Below are 14,168 nucleotides of genomic sequence, written 5' to 3'. Positions count from 1 at the left end.
CTCCATTAGCGGCCAGTGGAGGTAGGCCGCAATGCGTAGACGGAGCGGAAGTCGACGTCATGCTTGACGTAGACGCCCACGGTGTCGCCTTGGTTGGCGGTCAGGAGCGGTGGGATGTTGATGGTTGCCGCCAGCACTTGCTCGGCCAGCTTGCTGCCTGTTTGTGCGGTGCCGGTGCCAAACACGACAGTGCCGCTGCCGGTTTCTTGCTTGTCGGCAATGACTATCTTCACGGCGTCGTCGATGAGCGACAGCAGCAGTGCGGCGCCCAGGCGCTCGCCCCAGCGGTTATCTACATAGCCACCCAGGCCGGTTTCACCCAGCGGTCCCGTGGCGGGTGAATCGAGATCGACCACAACGCTGTTGGGCGGGGGTGTGCGCACACGCGTCCACAGCACCGGGATTCGCGTCATGCCGGGGCGCACGTTCACCATCTTGTATTCGCCTTCGAGCTTCGAGCCCTTCTCCAGCAGCACCACCCGGTTGTCGGCGCCGTACACGGCGCGCGATGTGATGCAGCTGACGTGTCCTGCAACGGCAGAGACCACGCGCGTGGCCAGCGAACAGGTGAAGGTGGTGCCCATGGGCATCACAAGGCTGTTGTCAGGCAGCTGTCGTGCAACCACCAGGCCTCCTGAGGCTCGTTCGCTGGTGTCAGTGGGCGCGGGGGCAGTCCCCGCCTGCGGCGGTGTACCCATGCCGCGCGGTGCCTGTGGCAGGCCGGCTCCAGGCGCTGGACCAGTGAACTGCATCGGCAGCATTCCGTTGGCTGCGCCTGGCGTCGGTGCAGCCAGTCGCTCGCGCACCATCTGTGCCGTGTTCCGCAGTTCGCGCTGGCGTTCCTGCAATTGCGCCTTCGCTTGCGCAAGGTCGTCTTGTGACGGGGCAGCAGCAGTTATCTGGGTCGCAGGGCTGTCGGATGCAATTCCGCCAGCCCGGGTCCTTGATGGCGCCAGCAGCATCGGCGCATCCACCGGGTCGATAACGGGCTTGCCCTGCCGTGGCGCGGAGCTGCGATTGCCACGATGGTTGTCATCCATGACGCGGATCGGGTCGATGCCGTCGTTGGGCTGCTGCTTGATCGGGGGCACCTGGTAGTTCGGAGGGGGCGATCCGGCCGGTGGTACCGTCTTTGGCGCCGGCGGCGCCAGTGAACCCGGATCAAACTGGCGGGTCGCCATCGCGGCGGCGGTGCGTTCCGCTGCTTCGCGATTGGCTGTCTCTCGCTCGGCTTGGCGCTTGCCGAGCTTCCAGGTCACACCAGCGGCGACAGCCACCGCCAAGCACGCCCCTCCGACGGCAAGGCCAATCGTGCGCTTGGATACCCGCTCGTTGGTCTCCTGGGCAAGGTTGGGGATCTCCAATGCCTCGCGGTTGTCCTGCGCCGGCCCTGGCGCAATCGAATTCTCGGGTTGGCTCAAGGCTGCTCTCCTTCAAACTGACCCGTTTTCGGGTTGCGCACCACTCGTTGCACACCATCGGCGGACGTGCCCGCCACCGGTGCACGCCCCTCGACGTCGAATAGCTCGTTGCGCACGGAAACGACAGCGCCACCAAGGCGCAGCACGAACTTCCGCAGCACGCGGTCAAGCACCAGAAAGTCCCCTTCCATGCCGGCGTTGACGATCTGCTCGGACCCGTCCGGATTGACCTGAAACGCAGCCGGCACTTCCCGGTTGCCTGTGAACTGCACATAGGTGAAGCGCCCATCGTCAAAGATCGCGCGTGGGCGCAGGTCATCGCTGCCATGCCCCAGTGCTACGGTGTATTCGGCATTGCGCACCTGAGGCCTCATCGCCATGCGCTGATCCACAATCTCCTCAGGGCGCGGCGCCATGGACAGCGCTGCGGCGGTCATCTGCGCCGCTCGCGCCTGAGCCGGGTCCGGCGGCGATGGCTTCCGCGTGAGTACCGTCACGCGCCGCGCCGGGTTCTTGCCCACGACGTCGAACTGCAGGCTGATGCTGCGGCGGTTCGTGACAAGCTCGACCGTGTTGGGTCGGTCGGCGCCCTTGCGTGGCTTGGCGAATATCCGGCTGTCGCCTTCTTTCCACTCGATGCACCAGGGGTGCTCTGGCTGATCGCAACTGGCCCCGATGCCCACCACTGCCGACACGATGGTCTCGCCCGGCTCCAACTGCAGATGGGTGGGTACGCCGCGCGCAACAGGCACGTGCAGTACGGTGCTTGGGTCGTACTCCACCTCGCGAATCGCGCCGGCGTCGCCCTGCGCCGCGAAGGCCACGGGCCCGGCCAGCACCGCGGCGACGCACAGCGCGGCCCTCACGACGGAGCTCCGGGGCGCGGTGCGGTCGCGATCTCCGCGTCAGTTCGATAGGCCGTCACGACGAAACCGAGTGGGTTTTCCAGGCGGTCCTGCTCACGCATCAGCACTTTGGGCCGGTACTCGTACTGCACCGTGGCCTGGTATCGCACCACCTGAGGCGTCGGCCGATCAACGGTCGTGGTCTGCAGGTCGTAGGTGATGACCGCTTGCCGCGTATCCTTGAGTCCCGGCACCTCGCCAGCCAGTCGAACACCGACGATCTTGACGCGGCGCTCCTCGGTGTCCTTGAGCCTGTCGTCGAGCTTGTTGGCCCCTTGGAATTGCGCGTCGTAGGGCTGAAACACCTGAGGCGTGCTCATGCGTCCAACCGTCTTGTAGTCGGTCTGCAGGAAGCGCCAAGCGTAGGCTTCGCGCGCGGACACGTAGCGCGCCAGATGGTGCTTGTCCAGCGCATCGTTGATGGGCACCGTGCGTTCGGTAAGGCGCTGCACCACTGAGACTTCACCAGTGACGTCATTGACCCTGATGGGCACGGTCACTTCCTCGCGCAGCTTCCCTTGCACGGCCATGCCGATCACGGCAAGCGCTGCAACGCCCCACCCTGCCCAGGCCACTTTCCAAGCCCGCCGCTCGGATTGCTCGCGCAGCATCGTGCTGTCCACGTCCCAGTTGACCGCCTCGGGGATGACGGGCGGTATGCCCATGCCGCTGCGATGCGGTTCCAACACCGTCGCGGCATCACCATTCAGGGCCTTCACGGTGCCACCCCGTGGGTCATGAAGTCGCCGATGGAAACGCGGTTACGGATCATCTGCGCCATGCGCTCGCGCCTTTGTGCCTCCTCGATGCGCCGCTGCGCTTCCAGCTGCTGTCCCAGCAACAGCACACGGGTCTGCTCCTGCTGCAGCATCGCCTGCTCGGCACCAATGCGAGCTCCGATTTCGAGCTTGGCCGCCTGGTCGTCCGTGTCATCGATAGCATCGGTAAGCTGGCCGATGTGGGCCATGCGGCCGGCTGCCGTCGCCATGGCCTGATCCAACAGCGTTTTGCCCTGGTACGGCTGCGCCAGTTGCGACTCGCACAGGCGCCGGGTCTCATCTGAGAGACCGGTGCAGTTGTAGACCGTGGCTGCGTCGCGCATGGCCTTGGCGGCAGGAGTAAGCCCGTCAAAGCCGCGCTGCGTGACGTTGGCAATTCTTTGCACTGCATCCAGAGGGACGTAGTTGTTGAGGCCGGCGTTGCGCAGCAAGCTACCAAGCATGCGCGAACCGCTCATGTTCTGGAGAGTGCTTTGCAGCTGCTCGATCTGCGTGATCTGGTGACCGATCTGTGTGATCTGGTTGGCGACTTCCTCCAGGAACTGGACCATCGCCATCTTGCTGTTCATGTCGTCAACCACGTCGTACGTCGGTATGCCGGCATGCGATGCGCTGCCAGCGCAAGCGAGTGCAGCGGCAACAGCAATGCGAACCATGCGACCCTTTGAACTGGCCATGGTGAACTCCTTTGTTGAGGGAGGGACGAAGAACTATCCGCGGTGGTTGGCCGCGACGCGCTGGTAGAGGTGCTGGAAGCCAGTGGCGCGGCCGAGCGCATCGCCTGCCTGGTAGGCGCGGCTGGGGCCGCGGTTCACAGCGTTGGGCGGAGGCTCCTTGGGCGGTGTATTGCCGCGACCGCCGCTGCGCAGCATGGTCATCACCTGCGTGAACATTGCGATGCCCATTTGTGTCGGCGCACCGCCCGTAAGTCCAGAAGCGAACCCCGGTGATTGCCACATCACCAAGCCGAGCCCTGCGACGATGGCGAAATAAACGGCGCTTTCGCCGAGCAGGTCGATCGTGCCTACGCCCGTATGTGCTGCGTCCACGATCTTTGTATTGAGGAACAGAGAAAGGCCCAGGCAAAAGAAGGCCACCGCGGACACGACAATGAGGCCAGCCAATGCTCCTATCCAGTTATGCGTAAAGCGACGCGTGGATTCGAACAACCCCAACAAGATAAAAATGGGGCCAACGATGAGCAGAAACTTGCTCAAACTGGTCGTGACCAGCGTCACGACGAAAGCGGCAAGAATGAAAGCCGCGTTGCCGCAGGAAAAAAGGGCAATGGCAACGATGCCGCCAAACATGTCCTTGCCAAAGCTCAGCTCGTTCCACACATCACCCACTAGCTCGCTTGCCCTGGTATTGAAGGCATCGAGCGCCCCCCACGAGTTCGTCGCAGAGGCCATACCAGAGCCCGCGATCTGAAACAACTGGACCAAGCCGAGCGTTGCGCTGTTGTAGCTGCTCACCACCAAGTCTTGGTAGAGCGTGGCGGTCGTGGCCAAGCCCACGATGAGCATGTTCTTTGCCATCTTTCCGATGAAAACCGACACCGGCTCGGTCACGTCGCCTCGCTTCACGGCCAATCCGAACATGAAAATCCAAAGCGTGCCGGCAGTAATCGTCATGGGCAGCAGCCAGCCCATCAGCGTTGAGACATTGGCTCCCACATAGTTGTTGAGCGCACCTTCTATTTCAGAGCCAATCAATGCGATCAGAGCCATAGCAAAGCCTCCTTCAGTCTTGCACCGATGTGGCCGGCAGTTCACCGTAGTTGCGGCAGCCGGCCGTGGTGTCTCGACGCGGACAGGTCAGCCATCGCCCGCCAGACTTCACTACCCAGCCTCGGGCGCGGGTATCGCGACCTTTGACGTAAGGGCGACAGCTGGAGGTAACCCACGTCCATGGACACTCCTGCAGCCCCGTGTTGGTCTGGATGACGTATGACGGCTGCAGGTAGTCTGTGCGCCAGGGGTCTTTCTGTACGCGGTTGGTAGGCTTGCTGGTTTTCGGCCCGGGTGGTAACTCAACCTCCTGGCGCCCATCTGGAAGCTTCTTGATTGCCTCGTTGTTGAAGGCATGCGCAGTCGTTGCGGACACACATAGCATCAGCACCGTGATGAATACGGATTTCATGCGGACCTCCTTTGGTGGTTCAACTCCCGCTCCCGGATGCGCTGGAACAGCACCGGCATCCAGTCGTCTGGGTCATCACCGACTTCGCCGCGGATTCCATCGAGCAGTCGCACGTTGTCCTCGGCGCCTGAAAGCATCCAGATGTGCTCGTCCATGCCAGTCAAGTCGAACTCCACGACACAGCTGGCCTCGCCCTGCTTGAAGAAGAAGTAGCGCCCCCCGTGCTGACCCAAGGTGCGCACCACCTCGTACTCAGCCTCAGTGAGACGAAGCCCTTCCAGGTAGGCTTTCGGGCTTGAGCCCGGGTCTGGGAAGCAGATGATGGAAGCGGCCTGCGACCTCAAGGTGTCACCCACGTTGTCGTTGCTCAGGTCACCTGGCTCCTGTGTCGTGAAGATCGGCAGGCCGTTCTTCTTGCGGATCGTCTTCGCCTTGTCGTGTGCAAAGCTAGCCAGCACCGGGTCCTTGAGTGGCTTCCAGGCCTCCTCCATGACGAGCATCAAGCGGCGACCGTCGATCTTGTCTTCCGCGTACTGCAACAGTGCCATGAGCACCGGCGTGCGGATCTCGTCCTTCGGCAAGAACTCCGTGTAGTCGAAGCCCGCCACCTGCGCGTCGTGAGGCACGTCGTCCGGGGCCTCATCGAAAACCCAGCCCAGTTCCTCACCAGCCTGCCAGCGCATGAGCCGGGTACGGATGCTGGATGATTCGCCCTTCGGGCCGCTCTTGGGCAGCAATCCACAAAGCGTGCTCACGCCACGGTCTTCCACTTCGAAATCCGGACCGCTCATCGCTGCCAGCGCATCGTCCAGTTCCTTCTTCTCGGTGGTCGCTACAGGCAGCGTCGGGTCGTACACCATCGCCAGCACTAGGGCGCGCCAGAACGCACGATGCGCCGGCGTGTCCTTCCATTGAAAGGGGTTGAGACCTGTGGGTTCGCCCACAGCCAGGCGCTTGTACTTACCCCGCATTGCCCGTACCGCCAGTTCAAGGCTGCGGTCTTTGTCGAGCACGATGATGTCGGGCGCCGGACTCCAACGGCGGCTCTGCAGCAGGAAAGCCGCTTCGAGCACCGTCTTCCCTGTGCCGTTCGGACCAAGAATCAACGTGGCTCCGGGGTATTTCTTGCCTTCGGACTCCTCGTGTGGCGGGCTCTTGTGCAGGTTGACGCACACCTTCTGCCGGCTGCGTGCCCTGGCCATCAGCAAAGCTTGTCCCCAAGGATTCCCATCACGTTTACCTTGATAGAAGCCATGGTTGGCGGCTAGAGCAGCAAACGCCCGCGTGGTCAGGTGCGCCTTGCGGGCGCGCCAGCACGAGTTGCCCGGACATTGCGCGTACCAAGCTCGGTCGGCAAGCAAGTCGATCCTGACCAGTCGGATGCCCGTCAACTCGCCGATGGCGCTGGCCAAGCGCGAGGCATTGCGCTTCGAGTCCTGGGGCGTGTCGGCGAACACGGCATAGCTGCAGTGAAATTCGCCGATCTTCCCGCGGCCGTCGCTGGCCTCTGAGATCGCTTCCTCCATCGCTGCGATCTGTGATGCGGCGGGGTCCTGTGAGGCCAGCAACTGGCGCCGCATGAGCTTGAGCTTTTCCACGCCATCGTGGCGATTGAGTGGAGCGAAGGTGAGCGTTTCGATGTACTCGACGCCTTCGTACAGGGCGGCGTTGAAGGTTCCAGGCTCAACCTCGCCGTCGCCGTACTCCAGCGGGTCCAGCAGCGTGGCGTAGCGCACCGTGTCGATGCCGCGCAGTTCGACCTGCCCGTTGCGGAACGAGGCACGCGCATTGGGAATGCGCCTGTGCAGTGAACCGCGCCCTGCGCGCACTGGGCTCCATTGGCCGTTGATTACCAAGGATGCGAACTCGCCGAACTCGGTGAACTTCACACCGCCTTGCACCCGCTCTGCCAAGCGGCGGGGTCTCCAGGCCTGCAGCATGCGCTCGAAGGATGCAGCTGCCTCCTCCAGCAGCTGGAGGTTTTGCATCTCGTCCCGCAGTATTTGCTCACGGCTGCGGTTCGGGCTCAGTGGGAATCCGAACCGTCCCTTGCGCCGAGGCTGCTGCAGACGCAGCACAAGCGTGATGAAGATCTTGTTGGTCAGGTAAGGCTCGCGCGCCTGCCTCTTGGCCAGGTCCTCGTCGAAGACGACGGCGTAGCCTTCACCACGAACCGGATCTAGCCGGTCGTACTCGTAATACTGAGCGCGCGTCTCGTGGACCAAGAAGCACGGGGGAAGCGAGTTGAGCCAGTTGACCTTCGCAATGTGGCGCCCCTCGATGGTGACGGGAGCAGCAGTCTCGAAAGGGATGGCCTCGACCTCCCAGGTCGTCGCGTAATCCCCGTTCAGGAGCTTGTTCACGCTCGGCGTGATCATTTCCCCTAACGGGACGAACGCGGGGACTGTGACCTCCTGGCGTGCCAGCGGCCATCGCCTCGATTCGTCAAAGGACATCCTTGCCTCCTGTGTAGACAATCGGCGAGTAGCTGCGGCAGCCGTTCCAGAGCGATCGGTTGCGATGCAGTAGTTGCATCTGCATCCAGCAGAAATACTGGATCACGCGCTGGTCGTCCTTCTTCGTGACGATCTTCATCCAGCCCAGCAACGGTACGAGCAGCAGGAAAGTGACAACCAGTGGCCAAGGGGACGACAACGCGTATGCGGTCCACGCGGCGACGACACTGCCGACGCCTACGGCTCCGAGGCCTGGCAGCATCGGCACGCCCCAGATGACCGGTGGGCGCGTGGCGCCCTTGTAGATGATCTCGCGCATGGCAGTCACGAGAACAGCCATGCCGCGAAGGCTGCAGCGCCGCCGGCGAGCACACCGCCCCACAGAATGTTGCTTACGTCGCGGAACTGCGCGCCAGCGAACACCATGCGGTAGCCTGCCCACATGATTCCTGCGGTGAAGAGGGCGATACCAGCGGCCTGGAGCCACGTAACGATGTCGTTGACCTTTCCTTCAAGGTCGGGCAGACCTGCATGCGCTGCCTGCGGCAGTGATGTGAGCACCAGAAAAGCCGCCAGCAGCGCCAGTTGCCAGTAGGCTGCCCGTGCCGGCGCGGCTTCGGGCCGCGGATCGCCATGGACGGAATACTGGGACTGCTGCAGCTGGCGTACGGCGTTGACTTTCATGGTGGCGACTCCTGTGAAGTTGCAGGAACAACGATAGAGGCAACAGTTGCACGAACGACTTTCGTGACATAGCCATTCGTGAAGCCATTGCGGTGGTTGCCGGTGTTGTAGCAAGACAACGCCTGGCGCAACGCCGTTTGCGGGTCCGCGGCGGGTGCCCGCTTGAAGCAGTCCAGCAGCACTGTTTGTGCTGCTTTCAGGTTTTTGCAGGGATCAAAGACGCTCGCCTCATCGAGGCCGAGCCATTTCCAGTTTCGTACATTGATCTGAGCCGCCCCGGCGTCGAAGTCGTAGCCCAGGCGACGAAGCTCGCGCGCCGTGACGATGGCTTCGGCAAGATTTCGCGGCTGTCGCTCAAGCCGTGCGCCGTTGATGCCGATGGCCAGAGCGTTGTAGCCAGACTCTGTATGGACTACCCGCAGAATCGTGTCGGGGTGGACTGCTGGAGCGCAGATTGGTAGCAAGGGAAGCAGCGCGGCGATGGGGTCCACGAGGCGACTCCGACCACTTTGTGCTTAATGGCTGCTGCACCCGTACAAGTAGCAGTTATCAGCTGGTTTTGGTTGACTAGCCAACCATGTAGCGTAGTCCTCGTCAAACTGCGGATTCACATGTTCGCCGAGGAGGGAGCGGGCCGCATCGCTGTACTCGATGACTGGCTCCTCAGTGCCGCCCATGGTCCACCACACGCGCGTCCAGTTCGGCATGCCTTGCCAGTTCACGTCAATCACGCCGCTTTTGGTGCAACCCACCAAGGTAGCCTGGCCGTAGACGTCGTACTCATAGAGGCCGTACTGCGGTGGGCAGTTGGCACTTGAGGCCCAGGACACGGTGCCAGCCTGGGAGCACGACAGGGAGCATTTCCCACGAGACCAGCACCGCAGGAACTCGGTCACATCGGGCACGCATTCAGAGATCGACTGCCATGGGCCCGCCAAACACAACAGCACTTTGCAGCTGTCAAAAGCATGGGCTCCAGGGGAAGTTGCAGCCAGCACGAGGGCGGCGCAAGCGCCCCCCAGCACTTGTTTGGTCTGGAGGGCAACTGCTTTCATGATATGAAATTTCCTAAATAGGAAATTCAATCATGGCCGCCTTGAAGCGAACGATCCACTGGCAGGAACTTGCGGGAGAAACTATCGGTTAACAGGCAGGCTGGCCGTTTCAAGCGCTGGCCGTTTGTTTCGAGGCAACACAAAGAAGCCGGGAAAGGGAGAAGCGGATGTTTGGATCTGCGCAAGCCGAGGAGGACGCCAGCGCAATGAACGAGTTGGACCTGTCGCCTGATAGGGCGCGGGTGGCGGCATGCGTATGCCGTTTCCTACGAAATCGGGGCGTGCAACACCGCCAGCAGTCGCGGACAGTCCAGGAAATCCTGGGGATGAGCTATTCGCACTCGCACCGGCTTGTCAAGGGCACGGTGGACTGGACGCTGCCGCAGCTCATGCAGATTGCGCGGTACTACGACTTGACGCTGGCAGAGGTAATCGCACCGTTGCTTGGTAAACCAGAGTCGTTATGAGTTGCTGCGACAATCTCATACATTTTTCGAGTCAGAAAATTTAATCGCGTTTTTGATCCCTTGGCGGCAGCCCAGCTGCTCGGGTTTGCCCCTGATGGAAGTTACGAACGAAAGCTGATCCCGATACGCTACAACCGAAGCTAGCGGCCACACCGCCTAGTTGCTGCGTGTTCATGTCGGATGGCCCGCGCATGCCCTTGGATACCGAGCTGCCACTCAACAGCAGCGCGGAACGGTGATGATGCGCGGTGATGCAGGTGGCCAATCTCCTCGGAGTGTCGGTACAGCACATCGACATGCGAACGCCGTCGGCCGTTTTTCAAACTGAGACATGCCGGTGATCCAGATATGGATGCTTGTACGGGTCCAGCCAGGATTAGGCCCTCTCCCCTAACGGTGCTGTACGAGACTGCACCGCCTCCGTAGAACGAGAGCGTCAACACGCTGTACTGAGAGTGCGAACAGCACGAAACAGGACTTCTAGCATCCCCGCTGATTGGTGACGGACTCGCGGCAGCAGTTGAGAGTTCGGTAGCCAGTAGGCATAGCTTCTCAGCGTACGTATGATGTGCGTATATGAAGCGCACAAATTTCTTCCTGCCCGAACCGGCCAGGAGAGAGCTTCAGGAACTGTCCCAGGTGACTGGGTTGTCAGTGTCCGAGCACCTGCGGCGGGCAATTGATGAGTACCTGAGCCGTCACAAGCAGACCAAGCCCGTGCCTGCGAGCGCGCAACCGTCTCCGGAGAGTAAGCCTTGAAGACCCTTGTATTCACGAATCAAAAGGGCGGCGTCGGCAAGTCGGCCTTGTGCTGCCTCATGGCTCACCACTTGGTCCGCCTCGGGTTGCGCGTGCTGGTACTCGATGTGGATCACCAAGGCAACACCACGCGTGCCCTCGTTAAGTCGGGCAAGCCTTTGCAGTCGGCGACTACCGCCGATCAGGTGTTCACCGATCCGGCAGCGACCGTCGAAGCGGAGAAGTTCGTGCTGGTGCCCAGCGACTACGACGGTTTGCTCGAACTGCTGGACTACCCTGTTGATGAGCGAAACATCCTGGCCACGAACATGCGTCGGTTCCTGCGAGCCAGCGCAGCCGACAAGTTCGACGTCTGCCTGGTGGACACTGGCCCGAATCCGGACATCCGCGTACTGTCAGCCCTGGTGTCTGCAGACTTCGTTCTGGCGCCTATCGACCTCGGCCAGGAAGCGATCGATGGTATTGGCAAGCTGATCAATGCCCCGGAGGTTGGTATCGCAACGGTCATGGGATCCGGCCTGAATCCGTCGTTGAAGTTCCTGGGAATGCTGCCAACCCGGGTCAAGGCCGTGGCGCTCCACAAGGAGAACATGCGAACGATCTTCTCGTCCAGCCAGTATCGGTCGATGCTTCTGACGCTCGTGGATGATCCCAAGAGCGGTGACGACTTCGCGATGGTGGCAGATCGGACGGTAATTCAACAGTGCCAAGCCAGCGGACAGTTCATCGGCGAGATCCGCGACCAGACTGCAGCGCGTGAAACGTGGCGCGAAGTCAAGCCGGTGCTCGACCGCATCACGCATCTCATGGGAGTGGCGTAATGAGCAGCCGCAGGTTCTCCCTGGATCTGCCCGACGTGGTCGATCTGGGCAAGATGAAGAAGGGTGCTCAGGGCGCCGCCGGTATTCCACTGCAACTGCAACTGGACGCCATCGACGAAGACCCGAACCAACCGCGGACGGAATTCGATACCGAGTCGCTGCAGGAGCTCGCTGACAGCATTCGCGAGCGCGGTGTGCGTCAACCGGTGTCCGTTAAACCGCATCCTGCAACGCCTGGGCGCTACGTCCTGAACTTCGGCGCGCGGCGCCTGCGTGCTTCGCGCATGGCGGGCAAGGCAACCATCCCGGCGTTCGTGGACGAGACTGCGGATGACTTTGATCAGGTCGCGGAGAACGAGCAGCGCCAAGGGCTGACGCCGATGGAGTTGGCTCTGTTCGTGAAGCGCAAGACCAATGATGGCCTGACACCGACCGAGATCGCTCGGCGTCTTGGCAAGAGCAAGAGCATGGTGTCCTACGCCTTGGCATTGGTCGATGCACCGGACTGGATCATGGAGCAGTACCGCAGTGGCAAGTGTCGCGGGCTGCGTGAACTTTACGAGCTGCGCAAGCTGCACCAGGAGCAGCCGGACGTTGTGGAACAGCAAGTGGCTGGACACGAGAGCGTCACGCGCGGCACGGTGGAGTCGCTGAAAGGCATTCTGGCGAACCAAGGCAGCGAGTTTGACGGTCAAACTCTGCTGAGCAAGCAGGACCCAGCTGCACCGTCTTCAGAACGGTTTGACGGTCAAACTCCGTCCTCGGGACAAGAGCCGGCCGCACCGTCCCCGGATCAGTTTGACGGTCAAACAGCTGTCGGTGAGGCGGCGAAGGCGTCTGCGTCGCCGTCCACGACTCCAGAAAATCTATTGGAGAAGCGCCTGAAGATCGCCGGCAAGCCTGTAGTGTTTCGCGCCGATGGCAAGCACACGCTGCTGCAGATCGACGCCACCCTCCTCCCGCCAGAGAAATGGATTGAAGTGGAGAAGGCGCTGCGGAAGGTGCTTGGTTGACTGGAGGCGCAGGCCTTGGACTGGCTCCTCTGCGCGGCCTTCCCTGCCGCACGCAGCATCCGCCGTCGCAGGAATTTGTCAGAGGTAGCAGCTCGTTGAGAAGGGTCACCAACTCGGTGCCGGTCCCGGCTGCTGCGCTTCTTGTCCACGTGCCCGCTCCTGCTGTCTTGCCTGTTCGAGTGCCGCCATGTGCTGCACCATTGGCGTTCCAGCCAGGAACTCCTTGACGTCGCGGGCCAGCTTCTGATCCGCTGTATCAAGCGACTCTGCCAACGCGTTGTGAAGGTGTCCCCAGGCCTGCAGCGTGTACTCCATTGAGGACTCCTGCACCGTTACCGTGCCGTGGGTTGTCCGCTCTTTGAGAAGACGCCCGTCTTCCCGCGCTTTCACCCGCCACAGTAGATCCTCATTCCGAACCACGCCCCGCACCAAGCGCCCCGTTGCATCGGCCTCGATGCCGTGTTGGCGCAGTGCTCGCGCAAAGCCCTCGCGCCAGCGGTGAAGGTCCGGCTTGCGGGTCGGCAGCCGTTTGAAGTGCCGCCCTTCCATCTTCACAACCAGATGGACATGCGGATTCTTCTGGTGCCCGTGAAAAACCCAGGCGTGCTCGTAGTCCGGGAACTCCTCTGCCCCGAACTCCTTAGCCGCGGCAATCACGGCCTCGGCCGGCGTGCCGGCAGGCATGCCCAGACTGATGTGCAGCGCCTCCTTGCGATTGCTGATCTCCGGGATGAGCGAGCCCGAAAACTTCCAGTCCTCGGCCAGTTCACGTACCGCCGGCTTCCCGGTATGGGGTTTCCCGCTGTCGTCAGTGAGCGGCAGCCGGCCGTTCTTCGTGATGTAGTCAAGATGCGAGCGCAGCCGAATCATTCCGCGGCTGCCGCCGGTGATCTTCACCATGACCTGCGGCACACGGTACACCGTGGCCTCGATGCGCTTGCGGATCGCCTTGGGCGTTGGCCGACCGAACCGCACTGGCTTCGCTTCCTCGCCAGCTCGGCCTCGCTTCGCACCGGGGTAGAAAAGTCGCGTGCCCCACTCAAGCAGCACGCCGTCGATTCGGGGTTGGCCCATCTGATCTCTCCCGCTGTGCGGCGCTCCGGCGCGTGACCGACAGCTCCGCGATGACGCTGGCGGTGAGTTCGACATGAGCCCTGGCCAGCTCTGCCACCCTGAGGATGAGAGCGTGGTCGGCACCCGTCATCTGGCCCGGGGACTCGTTGAGCGTGCGGGCAATCTGATTCAGGTTGCGGCCGATGGCCAGCAGTTGGCGGTTCGACTCGGCCAGCGCCTGCAGGGCCGGCACGCCTACGGCGCCGGCGGCAGTCGGATTCATCGCCAGCCGCCCAACGTACTCGGACTGTGAGAGGCCGGCAGTCTTGGCCGAGGCCTTGATTGCTGCAGCTTCCTCTGGCGTGAGGCGCGCGAAGAACTTGACCAGATTGCCGTTGCGCGCCGGTCGCTTGGGCGAAGGGCGCTCAGGGGCTGGTCCTGCGCCGAGTGCTTCCACGGCTTGAGCCATCAGTTCACGCGCCCATGTCGTCGGGGGCTTGCCGGCCTGCGCCGCGCATGAAGCGATCAGCGGCTTGAGCGGGCCGACATCGACGACCAGAAGCTGACGGGGGCTGGGCATGGACTACTAGCGGAGCAACGTGTAATACAGAGA

At 62.2% G+C, this 14,168-nt stretch carries 17 protein-coding genes; 4 read left to right on the top strand and 13 right to left on the bottom strand.

The genetic code is table 11. The annotated features are described in order from the left end of the window. Nucleotides 1–5: 5 nt before the first annotated feature. Genes ALA01S_RS31605 through ALA01S_RS32660 form a run of 11 tightly spaced genes read right to left on the bottom strand, consistent with a single transcriptional unit; the run spans nt 6 to nt 9,442 of the window. Nucleotides 6–1,421 (bottom strand): TrbI/VirB10 family protein, encoded by a 1,416-nt coding sequence (locus ALA01S_RS31605; RefSeq protein WP_157118829.1) that lies wholly within the window; start codon nt 1,419–1,421, stop codon nt 6–8. Further along, nucleotides 1,418–2,287 carry a TrbG/VirB9 family P-type conjugative transfer protein gene (locus ALA01S_RS08270; protein WP_066334615.1) on the bottom strand — a complete coding sequence of 290 codons (870 nt, stop codon included), beginning with the start codon at nt 2,285–2,287 and terminating at the stop codon, nt 1,418–1,420. Before ALA01S_RS08270 ends, ALA01S_RS31605 begins: the two co-directional genes overlap by 4 nt. Then, entirely contained in the window at nt 2,284–3,045 is a 762-nt protein-coding gene (locus ALA01S_RS08265) for a VirB8 family type IV secretion system protein (protein ID WP_174548611.1), read from the bottom strand. Before ALA01S_RS08265 ends, ALA01S_RS08270 begins: the two co-directional genes overlap by 4 nt. Then, nucleotides 3,042–3,782 carry a TrbJ/VirB5 family protein gene (locus ALA01S_RS08260; RefSeq protein WP_084267340.1) on the bottom strand — a complete coding sequence of 247 codons (741 nt, stop codon included), beginning with the start codon at nt 3,780–3,782 and terminating at the stop codon, nt 3,042–3,044. Before ALA01S_RS08260 ends, ALA01S_RS08265 begins: the two co-directional genes overlap by 4 nt. 33 nt (nt 3,783–3,815) lie before the next feature. Further along, nucleotides 3,816–4,835 (bottom strand): TrbL/VirB6 family protein, encoded by a 1,020-nt coding sequence (locus tag ALA01S_RS08255; protein ID WP_066334606.1) that lies wholly within the window; start codon nt 4,833–4,835, stop codon nt 3,816–3,818. A 13-nt stretch (nt 4,836–4,848) separates the two neighbouring features. After that, a complete protein-coding gene (locus ALA01S_RS32665) occupies nt 4,849–5,247 on the bottom strand; it encodes a hypothetical protein (RefSeq protein ID WP_157118828.1) in 399 nt (132 codons plus the stop codon). Further along, on the bottom strand, nt 5,244–7,703 hold the full coding sequence (locus tag ALA01S_RS08250; protein ID WP_084267339.1) for a VirB4 family type IV secretion/conjugal transfer ATPase: 2,460 nt from the start codon (nt 7,701–7,703) through the stop codon (nt 5,244–5,246). Before ALA01S_RS08250 ends, ALA01S_RS32665 begins: the two co-directional genes overlap by 4 nt. Further along, nucleotides 7,693–8,022 (bottom strand): VirB3 family type IV secretion system protein, encoded by a 330-nt coding sequence (locus tag ALA01S_RS08245; protein WP_169805874.1) that lies wholly within the window; start codon nt 8,020–8,022, stop codon nt 7,693–7,695. The genes ALA01S_RS08250 and ALA01S_RS08245 overlap by 11 nt, the downstream gene beginning before the upstream one ends. Before the next feature lie 5 nt (nt 8,023–8,027). After that, complete coding sequence (locus ALA01S_RS08240; RefSeq protein WP_066334598.1) at nt 8,028–8,387, bottom strand: TrbC/VirB2 family protein; 360 nt, start codon at nt 8,385–8,387, stop codon at nt 8,028–8,030. Beyond that, on the bottom strand, nt 8,384–8,878 hold the full coding sequence (locus tag ALA01S_RS31600) for a lytic transglycosylase domain-containing protein (protein ID WP_084267338.1): 495 nt from the start codon (nt 8,876–8,878) through the stop codon (nt 8,384–8,386). The genes ALA01S_RS08240 and ALA01S_RS31600 overlap by 4 nt, the downstream gene beginning before the upstream one ends. A 24-nt stretch (nt 8,879–8,902) precedes the next feature. After that, nucleotides 8,903–9,442 carry a hypothetical protein gene (locus tag ALA01S_RS32660; protein ID WP_157118827.1) on the bottom strand — a complete coding sequence of 180 codons (540 nt, stop codon included), beginning with the start codon at nt 9,440–9,442 and terminating at the stop codon, nt 8,903–8,905. Between the two features lie 167 nt (nt 9,443–9,609). Between ALA01S_RS32660 and ALA01S_RS08235 the strand changes: the two genes are divergently transcribed. The 4 genes from ALA01S_RS08235 (at nt 9,610) to ALA01S_RS08225 (ending at nt 12,502) form a co-directional block, all read left to right on the top strand. Then, entirely contained in the window at nt 9,610–9,909 is a 300-nt protein-coding gene (locus ALA01S_RS08235) for a helix-turn-helix domain-containing protein (protein ID WP_066334595.1), read from the top strand. Between the two features lie 576 nt (nt 9,910–10,485). Beyond that, entirely contained in the window at nt 10,486–10,668 is a 183-nt protein-coding gene (locus ALA01S_RS35450; protein ID WP_084267337.1) for a ribbon-helix-helix domain-containing protein, read from the top strand. Then, the gene (locus tag ALA01S_RS08230) at nt 10,665–11,489 is read left to right on the top strand and encodes a ParA family protein (RefSeq protein ID WP_066334589.1); all 825 of its coding nucleotides are present in this window, start codon (nt 10,665–10,667) and stop codon (nt 11,487–11,489) included. Before ALA01S_RS35450 ends, ALA01S_RS08230 begins: the two co-directional genes overlap by 4 nt. Beyond that, a complete protein-coding gene (locus ALA01S_RS08225) occupies nt 11,489–12,502 on the top strand; it encodes a ParB/RepB/Spo0J family partition protein (protein ID WP_066334587.1) in 1,014 nt (337 codons plus the stop codon). The genes ALA01S_RS08230 and ALA01S_RS08225 overlap by 1 nt, the downstream gene beginning before the upstream one ends. A 105-nt stretch (nt 12,503–12,607) precedes the next feature. Here ALA01S_RS08225 and ALA01S_RS08220 read toward each other — a convergent pair whose 3' ends face one another. Both ALA01S_RS08220 and ALA01S_RS31590 read right to left on the bottom strand, forming a co-directional pair. Beyond that, the gene (locus tag ALA01S_RS08220) at nt 12,608–13,576 is read right to left on the bottom strand and encodes a relaxase/mobilization nuclease domain-containing protein (protein WP_157118826.1); all 969 of its coding nucleotides are present in this window, start codon (nt 13,574–13,576) and stop codon (nt 12,608–12,610) included. Then, nucleotides 13,542–14,135 carry a plasmid mobilization protein gene (locus tag ALA01S_RS31590; protein WP_084267336.1) on the bottom strand — a complete coding sequence of 198 codons (594 nt, stop codon included), beginning with the start codon at nt 14,133–14,135 and terminating at the stop codon, nt 13,542–13,544. Before ALA01S_RS31590 ends, ALA01S_RS08220 begins: the two co-directional genes overlap by 35 nt. Nucleotides 14,136–14,168 lie beyond the last annotated feature (33 nt).

It is taken from the genome of Azohydromonas lata NBRC 102462, assembly GCF_001571085.1.
Taxonomy (GTDB): domain Bacteria; phylum Pseudomonadota; class Gammaproteobacteria; order Burkholderiales; family Burkholderiaceae_C; genus Azohydromonas; species Azohydromonas lata.
This window is presented reverse-complemented; position numbering and strand designations above follow the sequence as displayed.

Excerpts from the sequence above, each read along its gene's own strand:
- ALA01S_RS08225 (WP_066334587.1), top strand. The coding sequence starts at position 11,489 with ATGAGCAGCCGCAGGTTCTCCCTGGATCTGCCCGACGTGGTCGATCTG.
- ALA01S_RS32665 (WP_157118828.1), bottom strand. The coding sequence starts at position 5,247 with ATGAAATCCGTATTCATCACGGTGCTGATGCTATGTGTGTCCGCAACG.
- ALA01S_RS31590 (WP_084267336.1), bottom strand. The coding sequence starts at position 14,135 with ATGCCCAGCCCCCGTCAGCTTCTGGTCGTCGATGTCGGCCCGCTCAAG.
- ALA01S_RS08235 (WP_066334595.1), top strand. The coding sequence starts at position 9,610 with ATGTTTGGATCTGCGCAAGCCGAGGAGGACGCCAGCGCAATGAACGAG.
- ALA01S_RS08240 (WP_066334598.1), bottom strand. The coding sequence starts at position 8,387 with ATGAAAGTCAACGCCGTACGCCAGCTGCAGCAGTCCCAGTATTCCGTC.
- ALA01S_RS35450 (WP_084267337.1), top strand. The coding sequence starts at position 10,486 with ATGAAGCGCACAAATTTCTTCCTGCCCGAACCGGCCAGGAGAGAGCTT.
- ALA01S_RS08220 (WP_157118826.1), bottom strand. The coding sequence starts at position 13,576 with ATGGGCCAACCCCGAATCGACGGCGTGCTGCTTGAGTGGGGCACGCGA.
- ALA01S_RS08255 (WP_066334606.1), bottom strand. The coding sequence starts at position 4,835 with ATGGCTCTGATCGCATTGATTGGCTCTGAAATAGAAGGTGCGCTCAAC.
- ALA01S_RS08250 (WP_084267339.1), bottom strand. The coding sequence starts at position 7,703 with ATGTCCTTTGACGAATCGAGGCGATGGCCGCTGGCACGCCAGGAGGTC.
- ALA01S_RS08245 (WP_169805874.1), bottom strand. The coding sequence starts at position 8,022 with ATGCGCGAGATCATCTACAAGGGCGCCACGCGCCCACCGGTCATCTGG.
- ALA01S_RS08260 (WP_084267340.1), bottom strand. The coding sequence starts at position 3,782 with ATGGCCAGTTCAAAGGGTCGCATGGTTCGCATTGCTGTTGCCGCTGCA.
- ALA01S_RS32660 (WP_157118827.1), bottom strand. The coding sequence starts at position 9,442 with ATGAAAGCAGTTGCCCTCCAGACCAAACAAGTGCTGGGGGGCGCTTGC.